We start from the raw sequence: 16,141 nt of genomic DNA on the forward strand, positions 1-16,141 counted from the left end.
AGTAATAAAAAAAGAACAGACCTCATATCCTGTTCATTCGTTTTCCTGCTATAAAACAAAGGTTTACGCGCTTTGTTGTTTTTTTAACTGTTCTATAAGTTGATGAATGGCTTCTGTATGATCATGAAGTAACCATTCTCTAAAGGACGTAACATCACCAGGAATAAGAGCTGATAACCACCGGTTAAGCTGTTTCTCATTTCCAGGACGAATATTCTTCGCTTCGTGAATCAACTGTAAACTAGTTAGCATTCCTTCTAAACCACCAATCGTCGTATCCTCAAAGGTTCTCGCTTGTGCGTTATAATTGTGATTATAGGCAAGTAGAATCTCCCTGGATGTAATACTTAATGGTTTTGCAAGCTCTTGTATGTTTTGAATTAATACTCCTAGACTTACTTGGCCATTCGATGGTTCCTTCTTTGAACTTCCTTGTTTATGTTTTTGCTGTAACATAGTAGGTGGTATAAAATAATATCCTTTCTTTTGATAAGAAACATAGATACTATTTGGGCCATTGCTACGTGTAGAAAGTTCTACTTTAGTAGGTTTTATATTATAAAGGTATCTTCCTACGCCCCAAAGCACAGCAGCTCTTTTTAAACTATTTGAAAAGCCACCTTTTACAGAACTATAGTCAGATTCTTCACTTCCATCCTCTTTTGATATCCAACGTTCATTCAAAAACACTGATATGGTGCATTTCGTTGCTTTCTCACCCCACTTTTCATACGACACTTGCCAATTATCAATACCGAATACTTCATCAAATCGATCCTGAATGGCGCGTGCGTCAACAAATGGAGCTACATACGCGAAAAAGCGACCTTGGCTCTCAAATGTATTTGTAATCTTCCATCCTAATTGTTCGAATGGAAATTCGGCTTGTAAACTTTCCATTATATTCGTCATAATAATCCTCCTGTATTACTTGTTATTTCGAATCTGGGTGTTTCCACTCTTTCTTTCGAAATTCATCAATCATTTCACATATAATTCCTCTGTTTTCATGAAGCAACCAATCCTCATAGGAAGTAATATCTTTTCCTGATTGAATGGATAGACGCTTATTCAAATCCTCTATACTTTTACAACTGATATTCCTTGCTGCATTAATGAGACTTAAACTTACTTTCAAATCTCTTAAATCAGAAATGGTAATATCCTTAAATGTCGTAGCTTTCGTATTGAAGTTTTGATTGTGCGCTTGCAACATTGATAAAGAACTGATCCATAAAGGATTAGCTAGTTCTTTAATTTCTTCAATAATGTCATGTAAATGAGCATCATTTTGTAATTTCCCTTGTGATTTTTCCATGGCTAAATTCATGATGTTTCCCCCTAATTAATAAAATAATTGCCTAAAGTGCTGGCTATACAATAACTCCAAACTTGAAGACAACACAAAAAGGGCTTCTTCAAGTCGATTAATAATGTGCATAGCAAAATAAGCTATAAATACACTAATCGGCTCAAAGAAGCCCTTTCATAAATGAAACAAGACGCAACTTGCTTCTACAACTCAACCACAACACAAAAAAGGTGTGGGAATAAACGGAATCAATTAAACAATAAATATATCTGTATATTAAACTATCTTTATTTTTAATGCAAGTAAAAAAGAGTGAGACAACCGTATCACTCTTTCATCCATAGTATATTATTTGCTCCAAAATTCATTATAATACCAAGCTCGATAAGAAATATGTTCTGATACATCCATTATTTTCATACGCCTTCTATGATTTTTAGGGTGAACAGGTATACTATATATCTTCGCATCGTCTGGTTTCATCATATCTTCTACTTCAATTTTTACAACTTTTAGATGGTACGGCATACGACCATTGCTAAAAATATCCCCTACACAAATTGTCCAAAGACTCGTTTCTATTTCAGTTACACTATTCATTTTATAATCTCCTCTATAAATTAATAAAAAAGACACTGAACAAATACGTCCAATGTCTTTTTTCCTTCTTATATACTAGTTAATTCAAAGTATAATTTTTCTGGTTTTCCATACATGTTAATTTCATTTTGATATACGACAGCTAATTGCTGAGACATCTCAATGCTTTCCACATAGGATAATGAAGTAGCTGCTTCTATTTTTTCTTTAATCTCATTAGGAATGGCTGAGTAAGATAAGCTATCCATTTTACTTCCTAATTTAGTATCTGTAGCAGCTTCATAATAAATTTCGGTAATTAGGACCTCATTATCATCTGGATCATACATATATCCTCGGTTAACTGTAATCATATTGTAGTGCTCCTCTCAGGTTTACATTTTCTAATTCCTTGTGCTTTTAGCATTGCAACAAGTTCCTTACCTATATATAAATCCCATATTTTCTATAGTTGCATTCCATTCTATATCTACTGTACTATGTCTCTTTTATGAAATGTTCTTAAAAACGGAGAGTTCAGAAATTCTTAACAAAAGTAGGATATGATAAACCCTTGGATTTGGTTGTAATTTCTTACCGCTTTTATTATTCGACATTCTCTAAATTAGCTTTTTTACAGTGTAATAGCATAGGCCCAGGAGCCTTTTTCAAACCTGAATGTATCAAGATCTTTATCTATACGATAGAAAACATTCGGTTCATGCTCTGAAACTACTGCAAAATACATATAGACTGTCCCTTTACCTAAATATTCGATTCTCTCAATTGACAAAGAGAACATATCCCTCATAAGTTGTTTACAATATAAAATCTCTCTTAATTCTTTTTCAACATTCATAATATACACCTACTTTATTAAATTTATGGTAGTAAATTTGCTATAACACATGGGAAATGTACAATCTTTTGACGATGATAGATTTCTTCTACGGTGTCATAGATTGCTATATGTCCATAATCTACCTTTACTCGCTCATGCAAATCTAATCGTTTAATATTAACGTACTCTACTTCACCATAATCACTTTGCGCTTCCATTAAATAAAATCCTACTGCTTCATATGGACTATTGGCTGCAATAAGTGCTATAGCTTGATTTTCCCCGTAACTAACCTTATAAAATTTCATTAATAGTTCCCCTCTCCAAATAGAAAAAAGCACCTTAAAATTGTGCTTTAGTCACTCTTATTATTCGTTTAGCCTAAATGGTCTAATACAAGTATTTCCTAACTTAAAGACAACACAAAAAGGGCTTCTTTAAGTCGATTAAAAATGTGCATAGCAAAATAAGCTATATATACACTAATCGGCTCAAAGAAGCCCTTTCACAAATGAAACAAGACGCAACTTGCTTCTACAACTCAACCACAACACAAAAAAGGTGTGGGAATAAACGGAATCAATTAAACAATAAATATAGTTATATATTAATCTATTTTTATATCATATTCAATTGTTTTAAGGGAACATAAATAAGAAGGGAATTTATATATAGTTGTTTTATGTACTATATAATAATGCCCCTGTTTCAACGTTTATAAATCCCCTCTTATTTCAGTTCTTGTTGTTACTTCATGTACTGCATTTCAAAATAGAGTTTTTCTGGTTTTTGATTTTGGTCTAAATAACAAAGTATTTCTGGAATGGTTTGTTCTTCTACTTCCATACTTTCCATATAAGACATACTTTCGTTTTCTTGAACTTTTTTAAAAATGGAAGTAGGGAGTTTTTCTGCAGCAAACACACCCATTTTGCTTCCTAACTTTTGTTCGGATGCAGCGTTGTAGAAAATTTCGTTTACAATGACCTCATTATCATCTGGATCATACATGTACCCTCGTTGTATACGTAGCAATGTGTTACCCCTTTCAAATATATTCCTTTACACGAATGATTATATTTGTATATATTGTTTTTCTGCATAAAGGTGTCAAAGAATATTATTTCGTAAAATCCGTAATTTGTATAGGGGCAGATACAGGATAATTAATTTTCTTAAGTTGTTTTTAATGAGAAGATTGTTTGCAACCGATTTGAAATGGTAATTATGAAGTTTGTTTTTTATATTTGTATATGTTAAAATAATGAATTTGAATAATATTTTATGTAAATATAGGAGGATTTATGAAATTATACAAAATTATTACTGCTATTATGTGTTTTGTAGTATTAGCAGCGTGTTCAGTATCTAAAGAAGAATATATTGAAGCAATAGCAAAGGTAGGACATGAATCTGGTGAAGAGATGGAGAAGGCGAGTGACAAATCTCTATCATTTAATGAGAGAAAAGAACATGCTGAAAAAGCTATTTCCCTCATTAATAAAATTCAAAAAATAAATGCTCCTTCTGAATTTAAAGAAGCACATGAAGACTATAAAAAATACTCTAAAATGTTAATTAATGAAATTAATAAAATGCCAGAATTAACTAGTAAATCAACCAATATGTTTGATAACACTAGCGAAAAAGATTTAGATGAAATGTCTAACTACTCAAATTCCTTCGAGGAAAAATTAGGTGAAAATGCACGAAACCAACTTCATGAAAAAAATAGAGATTATAGACGTATTACTAAAGAAGAATATATATCGATTGTCTCTAAGGAATTAAAAGCATTTCTTGCTTGCTTTAAAGATGATAAACCATTTGCGAAAGATAAAAAATCTGTACAAGCTCTTATGAGACAAGCCCAGGAGCATCTTGATAAAGTGTTAACTGCAATTCCGCCTAAAGAATTAGAAGAAGAAGAAAAAATATTTAGAAAAGCTGGGGCGAAATTATGGGAAGCTACAGATATACTTTATTTTGATCCTACTATGGAAGAAGAAGATACACTAGATAAGTTTAATAGTCTATATGACGAGGGTATACAGTTACATAATGAATTTATGGAAAAACTACTTAAAAAGGTTTAGCCTACATTACGAAATTCTAAAGCTTATATGAGAAAACTAGCCACCCCTTAAGAGTGCAGGGGTGGCTTAGTTTGTTATGAATAACTTTGTATTTAATTGTTTAATCTCCCCTTCTGCAAGGGGCTCATAAAATGCATGTTGTAATCCTTGTATGTGCAAGGTTTCTCCTATACATAACAATACTTTACCAGGAAGCAGGTCGAGTAATAGTTCATTATTAATTTGCTTTGCTTGGTTTTCAGTAGAAACATATATAACTAAGACTGTAGGATTGTTTCCTAAATCTTGCATAATAACATCTTTTCCTGACTCTACGAAATCTTTCCATCGAGCAATAATTCGTTTTAAACGATCCTTTTTATCTGTTAATAGGGAGGAGTATACAACAAAATTAAATTTATGATTTACTCCGCCTTGCACTGCAAAACTTAAAGGAGGGGTAAAAACCCCTTTACTAATAGATGGATGCATGATATGCCCTAAAAACGATGGAGCATAACGTAGATGGCAGATTAAATCTATATCGTGCCAATAACGTAGGTGAACATATTTACCGTGATTATCAATTCGTTCTGGAGCAAAGAAGAACATATTTCCCTGCCAGTATTTTAAAAATTTGTAACCATTGTCGGATAACGTATATGTTTCTTCAAAGATCTCCATATCAAAACTCTCCACTTGCCATTTTTCAATTAGACGGTAGTAAAGTAATCCTTGAAGTGCATCATTTATTTTCTTACGTGAATATTTATCCTTAAATAAATATAATAAATGATTAAATCGAACAGATGTATGAACACCAATGAAAGCAAGTACGGTATACTGTTCTTCTGTTAAACGCTGCTTAAACTTAACCAATTCGTCAAAAGAATGGAATACATAGGTTTTATCCAGTTCATGTATTCGATATATTTTAAGTCCCTGTACATCCTCACTTGATAAATGAGGAATAGAAGGGACATAAGTAGGCAATTGTTTCTCTATTGTACGCATAGTCATCCATTAAAATTGGAAAATTGACGAATTAGTTTTTTTACTTTGTCCCTGCGGATAATTTAGGATACGCACTGTACCTTTTCTATTTTTGGCGTCGATATTAAGCAGCTCACATGTAACAATCGTTTGATTTTTCGCATCTTCTACAGTTGGATTGGCAAGATTACGGCTCTTAAGTCCTTTAAACTGAATTCCTGGTGCAACCTCTACGAAAATACCCGCAATAGCGTCTACCCCTACAATTTTACCTACAAATCGGTCACGGCGTTTCTTTAGTTCTAACAATTTTTCAATTGGATCTGTTTCTAGTTTCTTTTTATTTCCTCTAAATTCATAACGGCCATTCTTTTCCCCTACTTTATCGATGATAAGTTCAACAACATCACCAATGACAATATCCTCCGGACGAACAAATGTATAGGACCAGTGTGAGTATCTTACACCTATTGTTACACCATGCACTTCAACTAAGACCGTTTGTGCAGATGGGATATGTCCTGAAACGGTTCCTGTGTATACCTTGTTGCCCTCTTGCGCTGTCACTTCTTCATATAATCTTTTTTGAAGTGCCAATTCCCCTGCTGTGATAGATACAACAGCAAAGTTGCCTTCCTCCGTTTTCTGGAAGTGTTCAATGATTAAAGGCTTTGTTCTACCAACTAGCCATTGAGGATTTTTAGGAACATTTATACCTGCCTCTGTAATGGGGCAATATGCTGTTGTATGAGTACCAATTTGCATTGTAAGTACTTGTATACGCTCAGACTTTCCGTTTTTAGTTGGGAATAGCTTTTCGGATACGACTGTAATCAAGCCTTTTCCTACAGTACGCTCACGTTTCATACGGGCTAATTCCTCTAGTTCATGTTCACGTACTCGCTCAAATTGATCAAAGTTTGTTTCTAACATCGTGTCACCATGTGGGTTCTCTGTTTCGAAAGCCATTTCAAGTTCTTCTACAGTTTGAGTGTTTGTCTTATCTTCTGCCATTATATTTTCCTCCTAGAACGTAAAAAAGGACACACCTGTACCGTTGGGATGGTACGTAAGGTGTGTCCTTCACGTAAGTTATGTTTTATTTATATAGTTGTTAATACAAATATAATGGTATTTCTATTCAAATGCAAGAATAATTTTAAAATCATAAGTTTGCTATAGGTTAAATCAAAATCAAGAATGCAGCCTTACTAGGGGAACCGTTAGTATTTTGGAAAAAACCACGCTAAGAGCATGCAAAATTTTATACAATTTTTCGAGTAATCAAGTAACAAACGAGAAACCTAAAACCGTGCCATAATAGGAATGTATAAAAAGATGAATAGCTTTATAGAAAATAAAACAGGGGATTCCTTCTGAGATTAAGGATTCTCCTGTTTCCTTGCTACCGATAATGATGCATTATGTTAACCGAGCATGAATAGAACATTCATCATTTTTTCTCTTGTATTCACTTATACTAGAATTAAACTAGTCTTCAAACCAAAATAACACTTCAATCGGTGCTTTTAAAACTTTTGCAATATCGTAAGCCAATTTTAATGAAGGGTTATATTTTCCGTTTTCGAGATTACCAATTGTTTCTCTTCTAACTCCAACCTTATTAGCTAAATCTCCTTGGGACATATTTAACTTTACCCTATATTCTTTCATCCGAGTAATCAACGTCATCCTGCATCCCTTTCTTTTCTCTACGTTCAAATATTTCTAAATTAATTACAAAAGTAACTAATGGTATTCCAACTGCAAGTGCAACGAATAATCGAATTACATGTATATCTGCAAAAATAACAATACTTAAGATTAATAAAACACCTGATACTAATGATACAAAAAATGCTTTTGTGGCAGCAATGCGAACATGTAGAATAAAAAGTTCATCTGGTATAACTTTTGCATATAAAAAGAAAGAAAAGAAAGCGAAAAAGTAATATGTAAATGAAGTTTCACCTAAAAATGAAAGAGGACCTAAAAACCCTAGAAATCCAATAAATCCTAAGTAAGCTAGTTTATTTTTCATATAAATTCTCCTTTGTGATATATTTCGCTCTTTATGTTATAAATATATCACATAAAGAGCGAAATAAAAAGGAATTGAAACTTTATATCTTTGTTTCAAACCAATACTTTTAACTTCCGTTTTCGAAAATTATGTAAACACAAAAGTCCTCCAGTTAAACAATCCGGAGGACTTTTAATAGTTTTCTAAGTTATCTTCCAAATACACTCAATCCTAAATAAATTAAACTATAACTAATTAAAGCACTTGTAAGCATCAAACCTATTTTTAATAATTTGTCTTTTATATTAGGCTTTACTTCACTTACAGGTTTTCCCTCTATAAAATCAACTATTTGACGATAAGTTTTTAAATTATGCTCTTTTTTTATGTTTTCAACTTGTTGTAATGAAAACATAAACAAAATCGTAAGTACCACAGGTATTATAAGACCATAATAACCAAAGAAGTAAAATACAGGTGCAATAGAAATAGGAAGTAAAATCATTAATGCTAACATGATGTAACTCCACTTAAAAAAAGTTGATTTTTGAAGTTCTTCTTTCATGATCTTTACATCTCCTTTAACTAAATCATCCAGGGAGACATTAAAGAGAATACTCATCATTAGTACATTCTGAATATCTGGATAGTTCCTTTCATTTTCCCAGTTAGAAATAGATTGTCTGGAAACATGAATTTTTTCTGCTAACTTTTCTTGGGACATGTTATCCCGTTTACGAAAGTATTGTATCTGTTTACCGATGTTCATTTATACATCTCCCTTAAATTTGAGGTTAAGTTAAAGGCTAATTAAAGACTACCAAATATCTTTATAATAAAGGGATTTTAAGATGTAAAAATGTTTTATCATGCGATTTCCCCTTTATTTTTAGGTACAATTACTGATCCGAATTAAGAAACTGCTTAAAAAACAAGCCTCTTTTGGATAGAAAAAGTTTGCTTTTACTTCCTATAACAAAAATAAAATAAGCTGCTTATAGGGGCAGCTTATTTTATTTTTGGCTTAGCGCGGTTTTTCTGAAATGCTGACTATACCAATACTAGATTTAATTTGAGGTTTACAAACTATTAATCAAAGAAATTATTCAATTCCTTACTCATTACGTTCGATGTTTTTTGCTTAGGTTTCTCAATTTTATTAAGTAGCGACTGCGAAGTGTTATTCTTATTTTTTTGCTGAGATTTTAAGTGCTCTTGGCGTTCTTTGTAACTCATAGGTTTATATTCTGGTTGCTTCTCATCATTTTTCGAATGATCTTCTCTATTTTTTTCTAAGTTTTCTTGAACCGTAATACTAATAGATTCGTAAACTTTTGCTACATCTTCATCTAGCTTGTTTTCTTCGGTATGATTAAGCATTTCTTCAAATGGAACCGCGTTAATTTCTACATGTGTTTCTTCTGGCTCTGTTATTGTAACAGGAATTGAAGTAGATTCTTTATTTGTTTCTGCAGTTCCTATCATTGTAACGGCAGGTCCATCAGATGGGAATTCTTCAAACAGTGTTTCGGTCTCATCAGGAATCACGGAATGAATAATGGAATCTTTATTCCAATCTTGCTCTAACATAGTAATAGATAATTCTTTGTTTAGTTCTGCTACCTCCATGTTAATTTCATAGCATTCTTCCATAGGAGGTAATTCTATATCTATGGTTTCTTTAATATCTTCTTTCACGACCGGTTCTTTTATTTCAGAGCTTATACTTTCTACATGTGTTTCTTCTGCTATTACAGGCAGTTCACCATTTCGTTGTAGGGCTTCTATTAATCTCGATGCACGTGTATAACTAATTTTAAACGTGTCTTGTAGTACAGATATAGAGATACTTCCCGATCCCTTCACAAAACTTAAAACATCGTCGTATAGAATATCCTTAAAGGAGCTAGTTTCCTCTTGTTCGATTCCTTCGCCTTCAATTGGAATTGCTACTTCCGGTGAAATAGTATTGTCAGATGAATGAGTAGTAATAACACTTGTTTCTTCTGATGTACTACTATTATTTGAAATTAATACTTTACGAGGACCATCCCCTGTGTAAGAACTTACAACTAGATTTTGTTCTAACTTCTCAATATATTGTATAGATTTCATATAGCTAATCTTGAATTTTCTTTGCAGAAGAGATGGCGAGACTTGTTGTGATTCGATAATAAATTCTTTAATATCTTCATACAATTTATTTTCAGCTTCACTATTAACATCTCCCTGCTGATCCATAGCTGCAGGGTCATTAGATAGAGTTTCATTTTGAGACTTGTTTTCCTTATAATCTTCCAATGATACAATGTGTTGTTGCTCTTCATTTGTGTCTATAGAGCTATCTTGTTCCATCGCAATCTCTTGCATAGATGACAAAGGTTGTATTTTCTTCATGTTCTCTGCGTCTACATGCTTCATAGGATTTGCTTTTGCAATAGATTCATTAATAAGACGAAGACGTTCATTTTCCCAATATCGGCCCATATCTTCATCTACCTGTGTAATAGCTTGAGCAAATTCTTGTTTAGGTACAAAGTTACTTGTAATTTGTTGGACAGGTTGCACATGATTATCTTGTACGATACGAGCAGCACAAATGAATGCACCTTGTGCCATGATATCTCCTGGCGACATAACAACTTCTTTTGTTTTCTGGTAGGTTGATCCTAATCGACTAACAGGATTCTCTTGCATAGGAGAAATGCCCTGTTCGGATTCCGCCTCTTTAAATTCCTCTTTCTCACCAAACATGTCAGAGAAAATTTTTGCATCATATGGTGTTACATCTCCAAATATCATTTTGTTACGGAATGAACCTAATAAAGTAAACATGTATTGTTCTGTGAAGTCGAGAGCTAATTGCGATAGCGTTTGACTAGCGATTGTTAAAATTACTTTATATTTACGAGATTGTGCAGGGAATTCTTTAAACGGCCGCACAACATAATCCGGGAACTCATCGACAATTATGTGATGGTAAGGTGAGACGTTTGGTTCTCTACGGAATACCGCATTCTGCATACTCAGCAATACAAATTTTCCTAATACGTTAGAAAGGTCTGCTAATTCCCCTTTTGCAGTATTAACAAGTAGAATGCCACCCTGCTCTAAATGGACATCGAAATCAAAATCAGATTTTCCAAATAAAACACGTCGTATTAAAACGTTTGAAGCTAAATCTTTTAATATGTTGCGTAAACCCTTTACGTATTCTTCTTCTCTGTCATAATGCATTGGTTGTCCGCGGTATTTCCCTGATTTATAAACCGCTGGTTCACCTTGAAAATCCATTTTTTCACGAATGGTATTATCAAACCATTCATCAATACCTTTTATAATTTTATATTCATTTTTTTGGTCACGTGAAGCAGCACCACTTTGAACAAAATCATATAACTTTTCGACCTGTACTTTTAATAGTTTATGCATACGGTGAACACGTTCTACATCGTCATACATCTCAATCAAATCGTCGAAGGTGACATCTTTTTGCGGGTTGTGAAGCTTTAATAAATAGATATGTTGTTTAAGGTGGTTACGTTGAGCTTGTTCAAAGAATGCATTGTTAGATTCAGACAAACCTTGAATAACCATTGCGAAAACCTCTGCTACTTTATCAACTGGTCCCCGCAGAATGTTTATATTTTTGGTATCAGGATTAGTTGGATCAATGTAATAAACCGAGCTTGCTGGGATCTTATGTGCTTGTACCAATTTAAATACTTTTTGACATAAATCATTACTGGGTTCAATAACAGTGACACCATTTAAAAATGTTCCTTTTACTTCTTCTGTATCATAATCATTCTTTTTATAAGCAGTTTCAAACTTATTTATGAAGCGCACCATCCAGTGTAAATCTTGATTTATCATAGGAATAATTAAACTTGATGTTTTACCAGAACCAATTGGCCCAATAATGATACCATTTAACGTTCTATCTTTCCCTTTAATTCGGACCATTTCTTTATGTTCAATATGCGGTCCAATTTCTACATCAGGATATATTTGTTCTTCTTGGCTATTAAACCATTTTTGTAATTTGTGATTTTTATATTCGTATTTTTGTACCCACTTTAATATTTCTTCTCGGTAACGAACAATATGCCCACTATACCAAAGTGTAAACAAAATCATAAATACTGTTGGTAAAAATACCAAAATCATAGTGAGTGTGTGAAAATTGCCTGTTAAGACATGACCTAAGGCTTCATACTCACCAAAATTAAGATGCTTTGATTTATCCGTTAGATAAGGAATAACCTTTGCATGGATCGGAGCAGTTGCAAACCATAAAAATTGAATATCAACCGCAAAGTGAGAAGCAACCAGGATTATTAATTTCCCATTATTCACATGTAAAGCTGGAATACGGCTGTAAAACCTAAAGCTAAATTCTCCTAACAGTAAAGAAAAGAACATTAAAATAAGCGGTACATATGTAATTTCTATAGGATAAGACGGTGGTTCAAATGCATAGTAGAGTAACTTGATGTAGTTTACTAAACCGAATCCAAATGAAAGAATAAATCCGCTAATTAAGCCGATTGTAGTAAATAACGGTAATCGTTGTTTAAATGTCTCCATATAGGCTCACCTACTTCTTACAGATATAGTTGAGCTTTATGTTTAAACTGGAATCGATTATTGAATTCTGGTTGGAATAGTTCCTTTGATTTTTCGAGAAAGAATTTTGCTGCATCTTCAGTTTGTTTTAAATATAAATCAATACTCTCTCTTTCACAGAGTTGATTGTATTCTTCTTGAGAAAGTACCGCGATATTTACCTCAATCTTTTTATCCGTTGCCGTTTCAATTATGACATCGTACCAATAGAAATTTGGTTTCCCTGGAATTTGGATATCTTGTAGAGACACACTAAACGTTGCCCCCTCTTCTGTAATATGATTAAGGACTAGTTCCGGGTTTTTAAATGCTTCTCTAGCAGAGAGCACTCCCCCAGTAGTAGTAGTTGCATATTGTAAATCCATTTTGATTTTCCACCTTTCTCCATATAAAAAAAGGCAAGCGACACCCACTGTAAAAACAGCGTGTGTCGCTTGCCTTAATTTCATATGTTCTGATTTGATTGTAGTTTTTTGTGTTTAGTTCAAACGTAATTCTATCACCTTAAATAATGAAAATCAATAAAATTGTATAAAAGTATATAAAAAATTAACGATTAGTATAATTCAACAAGCTTGCGTCTTTTCGGATGTATGTTATTTGCAGTACGAGCCATGATCTTTTCATCCGCCTCGATAGTAACATCTTCATTTTGGAGGGATAGCAGTAATAGGTTGTCATAAGTGTCCATTAAAAGTATATCTCTAGCCTTTTTGCGCTTTGGATAAATCACAACAAGTGGCACCCCTTCATCTCCTTCTCTTCTTGAAAACACAATATCGTCTAATCTAGCAATCATTCGGTAATCATTTTCATTCCCAAAAATAAAGAAGAAATCTTGCATTGCATCTTTATCTCTCTTATAAGTTCGTCTAAGACCACCATCTATTTTCTCTTTAAACGTTTGAACTGTTTCAACAAATGCATAGCGCCAATCGGCATCTCCTACTGTACGTTGAGATAAAGGTAAGAGAATATCTTGTTCAAAGTTTTGATTATCATCTATTCCTAGAAGAATATCTGAAATAACATCTCCAGCTTCTTTCAAAGAGCAGATGTGCATATTTAGGTTTGGTAGATTCATTAAATGTTCATGATATTCTCGCATAGAAAATAAGAGATTTTTCATACGTACGTATGGTGGTTCTGCATCTTCTGCAAGAAACATAGATTTGTCATAAAAAACAAAAACAACCGTTACATTCTCATCAGTTTTTTGCGCGTACTCTACGTACTTCCCTACTTTTCCAACTAAGGTAGCATTAGTTTCTTTACACATATCCATCTCAATATAAATATTTTTATTATGATATGAAATGTGTTCATCAGGAATCAAAGGTAACTGAGTCTCTTGAATTGTCATGTTGTTCTTTAGGTAATAAGAACGGATATCTAACTCATTTAATATTTCATTACTAAATGTATTTTTAGTAATAGCTAGTAGAGTACGTACAAAAACCTCACGTGCACATAAAGTATGAAGTGTAATTACACGTGAATATCTTTTTTTAGAAACGTTTGGTGGAAGCTTTCCTATTTTTTGTAAGAATTCAATAGTTTTTTCTTTTAAAGAGAATGAAGCTCGTTTTGTTATACTATCCTCTCTTCTATCAATCTTTTTAGTTAGGATAGCTCCGTATTGTGAGTATCGATCTAACTTTGTGAATATGCTAGCTTCTGAACACTCTCTTCTCTCAAATGCACTATATAACGTTGTGATTTGTCTTGTTGTAAGAGCTCTTTTGTAATATAAAACTGTAAAAACAAATATGTCTGCTTCTTTTAGATGAAAATATTTCTGGGTACCTGACCTTTTATATTTATACACTTTCTGCGGCACTATATACACCTCTTATTTCTAATTAAATTTAAACAAAATCAGTAGTATTTTATATACTATTACATCTAAATATTGATTGTAAAATAAGAAAAAGTGAATTTGAGAATTTCTTTTCTAGAGATACCTACTCTTGTACCCCAAAGTTGGGGTGGTAATGATCTTTAAAAATCTATAGTAAATCATTAGCCTCGTGGGGTTTACTAGATTCCCCTGATTGTTAGGGCGAAGTACTACTAGGTAACTAACAATTATTCAGAAAAAAATTAATAATAAAGTGATGCTATGCCGTCCTAACACGAAGCCGATTAGGATATTAAATTTTGATGGATTAAAATTATTCAAAACTTATAAAAGGATTTTAGGAATCAAGGGTGATTTTCTTTATTTATTATTTGATTGGATGTTTATTTTTAATACTGGCTTATCTTGAAAATCTAATTTTTTAGTTATCCTCTCTCGTTTCGAAACGGCGATTTGGTTAGAGGAAAGTCAATGTTATTTCTACCTTATCGACGGAATATTTCAAGTACATTCATAGGTTTTGTATATTAATCTGAGTTCCATAGAATTCTCATTCACTAAATTGTAACCCTATGTAACAATCCTGAGGGAACGTTTTTTGTTTATATGAAATTGATAGAGTAAGAATGTTAGAAAAATCGAAGTAAAGTTTTTAACTAAATAACCTAGTGATTTAGTGGATATGAAATTAACAATCGGTCTTAATAAACTTTTAAAAGTTACTGAAATTGATAAGAAATTAGGTTTGTATATAGACCGCCCTTTTTCATTACACATATATTTAGGCGGATTAGTAACACAATTAACATAACATTAACAATCTCTGATTTAACAAGAAGTGAACTGTGTAAAAGAAAATGGAAGCTTTAATCAACATAAATACATGATTGTAGTGCAAATTATTAAAATGCAGGAATTTTTCACCATTCTTATATAAAGTGTATATATAAAACTTGCATATAAGCTTTATATATACACTTTATTGTATTTTGTTTATATGAAATTTACAGTTAAGGAGGTAATAGTTGTTGAAACATGTAGTGTTACATATACGATGTACACATAAGTTATATATATAAGGTGTATAAGATTACAATTAGATAATATACAAGTTTCTTGATGATGAAATAAAATCTTTTTTTATGTTTTTATTTCATGTAATCATGATGATAAAAACATCATTACGAAAATGTAAATTACATGAAGTGTCAAATTGACATATCATGTGTACACCTTATGTATACGTCGCATATAAGAACCTATGGAAAATATAGATTGTTTCTATTAGATAATATATAAAACTTATATATACACTTTCTATATAAGTTTTATATAGAATGACTTGATATACGGTGTATAATGATGTACTATGTTTCTAGGAATAATTAACCAATGTTTTAGGGGGGGACAACTTGAACGAAATATTAAGTGAAAAATATCAAACAATTAAGTTTACAGATGAAGTAGTAAACATGTTTGCTGATATTCTTGAACAAGACGAGATACTATATAGTGTATTTCTATACATAGGAAACATAGTAAATAAACAATTTCAAGAGACAAAATACATGAGGGGCATATCCATTAATGAAATAGTGGAAAATGTAGTTATAGACAGGCGAGTAAAGAAAACAAAAGGGAAATCTTATTCATTAGAGGTTGAACGTACAAATATATCAAGACGTTCAGCTGAAATAAGTGTAAGTACATTATCATCAATGTCTTTAATTTATGAAAAGACTATGCATCCATATAAATTTTTAATCTTAACTTATAGAGGACAACAAGTACTTATAGAGTTAGGGAAAAGAAAAAAAAGTGAATAAGG

The 16,141-nt window shown here is 32.3% G+C and carries 17 protein-coding genes; 2 read left to right on the forward strand and 15 right to left on the reverse strand.

What is annotated here, in order from left to right:
* Positions 1–63: 63 nt before the first annotated feature.
* The 7 genes from AU379_RS24185 to AU379_RS24215 form a co-directional block, all read right to left on the reverse strand.
* Entirely contained in the window at positions 64–912 is an 849-nt protein-coding gene (locus AU379_RS24185; RefSeq protein WP_000181839.1) for a Rad52/Rad22 family DNA repair protein, read from the reverse strand.
* A 22-nt stretch (positions 913–934) separates the two neighbouring features.
* Positions 935–1,330, reverse strand: a complete 396-nt coding sequence (locus AU379_RS24190) for a hypothetical protein (RefSeq protein WP_061139870.1) — start codon at positions 1,328–1,330, stop codon at positions 935–937.
* Positions 1,331–1,660: 330 nt separating this feature from the next.
* Complete coding sequence (locus AU379_RS24195) at positions 1,661–1,912, reverse strand: hypothetical protein (RefSeq protein WP_001089681.1); 252 nt, start codon at positions 1,910–1,912, stop codon at positions 1,661–1,663.
* A 68-nt stretch (positions 1,913–1,980) separates the two neighbouring features.
* Entirely contained in the window at positions 1,981–2,265 is a 285-nt protein-coding gene (locus tag AU379_RS24200) for a hypothetical protein (protein ID WP_061139871.1), read from the reverse strand.
* A gap of 260 nt (positions 2,266–2,525) precedes the next feature.
* On the reverse strand, positions 2,526–2,750 hold the full coding sequence (locus tag AU379_RS24205; protein ID WP_046647679.1) for a hypothetical protein: 225 nt from the start codon (positions 2,748–2,750) through the stop codon (positions 2,526–2,528).
* 23 nt (positions 2,751–2,773) lie between these two features.
* A complete protein-coding gene (locus AU379_RS24210) occupies positions 2,774–3,040 on the reverse strand; it encodes a hypothetical protein (RefSeq protein WP_061139872.1) in 267 nt (88 codons plus the stop codon).
* Positions 3,041–3,479: 439 nt separating this feature from the next.
* Positions 3,480–3,743: a hypothetical protein gene (locus AU379_RS24215; protein ID WP_001996246.1), complete on the reverse strand. Its 264-nt coding sequence runs from the start codon at positions 3,741–3,743 to the stop codon at positions 3,480–3,482.
* Between the two features lie 293 nt (positions 3,744–4,036).
* Here AU379_RS24215 and AU379_RS24220 point away from each other — a divergent pair, with 293 nt between their 5' ends.
* Positions 4,037–4,828 carry a hypothetical protein gene (locus AU379_RS24220; RefSeq protein WP_046647683.1) on the forward strand — a complete coding sequence of 264 codons (792 nt, stop codon included), beginning with the start codon at positions 4,037–4,039 and terminating at the stop codon, positions 4,826–4,828.
* A 66-nt stretch (positions 4,829–4,894) separates the two neighbouring features.
* On the opposite strand, the gene AU379_RS24225 is transcribed toward AU379_RS24220, so the two are convergent.
* The 8 genes from AU379_RS24225 to AU379_RS24260 all read right to left on the reverse strand — a co-directional run bounded on the left by AU379_RS24225 (position 4,895) and on the right by AU379_RS24260 (position 14,292).
* A complete protein-coding gene (locus AU379_RS24225; protein ID WP_061139873.1) occupies positions 4,895–5,821 on the reverse strand; it encodes a hypothetical protein in 927 nt (308 codons plus the stop codon).
* A 9-nt stretch (positions 5,822–5,830) separates the two neighbouring features.
* Positions 5,831–6,814 (reverse strand): hypothetical protein, encoded by a 984-nt coding sequence (locus tag AU379_RS24230; RefSeq protein WP_061139874.1) that lies wholly within the window; start codon positions 6,812–6,814, stop codon positions 5,831–5,833.
* Between the two features lie 477 nt (positions 6,815–7,291).
* Positions 7,292–7,492: a helix-turn-helix transcriptional regulator gene (locus AU379_RS24235; RefSeq protein ID WP_000172689.1), complete on the reverse strand. Its 201-nt coding sequence runs from the start codon at positions 7,490–7,492 to the stop codon at positions 7,292–7,294.
* Positions 7,461–7,841 (reverse strand): DUF3796 domain-containing protein, encoded by a 381-nt coding sequence (locus tag AU379_RS24240; RefSeq protein ID WP_000791543.1) that lies wholly within the window; start codon positions 7,839–7,841, stop codon positions 7,461–7,463. The genes AU379_RS24235 and AU379_RS24240 overlap by 32 nt, the downstream gene beginning before the upstream one ends.
* 190 nt (positions 7,842–8,031) lie before the next feature.
* On the reverse strand, positions 8,032–8,592 hold the full coding sequence (locus tag AU379_RS24245; protein ID WP_061139875.1) for a helix-turn-helix transcriptional regulator: 561 nt from the start codon (positions 8,590–8,592) through the stop codon (positions 8,032–8,034).
* A 320-nt stretch (positions 8,593–8,912) separates the two neighbouring features.
* A complete protein-coding gene (locus AU379_RS24250; protein WP_061139876.1) occupies positions 8,913–12,413 on the reverse strand; it encodes a DNA translocase FtsK in 3,501 nt (1,166 codons plus the stop codon).
* Between the two features lie 17 nt (positions 12,414–12,430).
* Entirely contained in the window at positions 12,431–12,817 is a 387-nt protein-coding gene (locus AU379_RS24255; protein ID WP_000365750.1) for a hypothetical protein, read from the reverse strand.
* Between the two features lie 191 nt (positions 12,818–13,008).
* Positions 13,009–14,292, reverse strand: a complete 1,284-nt coding sequence (locus AU379_RS24260) for a replication-relaxation family protein (protein WP_061139877.1) — start codon at positions 14,290–14,292, stop codon at positions 13,009–13,011.
* Between the two features lie 1,433 nt (positions 14,293–15,725).
* Between AU379_RS24260 and AU379_RS24265 the strand changes: the two genes are divergently transcribed.
* Positions 15,726–16,139, forward strand: a complete 414-nt coding sequence (locus AU379_RS24265) for a hypothetical protein (protein WP_061139878.1) — start codon at positions 15,726–15,728, stop codon at positions 16,137–16,139.
* Positions 16,140–16,141 lie beyond the last annotated feature (2 nt).

The sequence above is a fragment of the Bacillus sp. JH7 genome, from assembly GCF_001563515.1.
GTDB lineage: Bacteria > Bacillota > Bacilli > Bacillales > Bacillaceae_G > Bacillus_A > Bacillus_A cereus.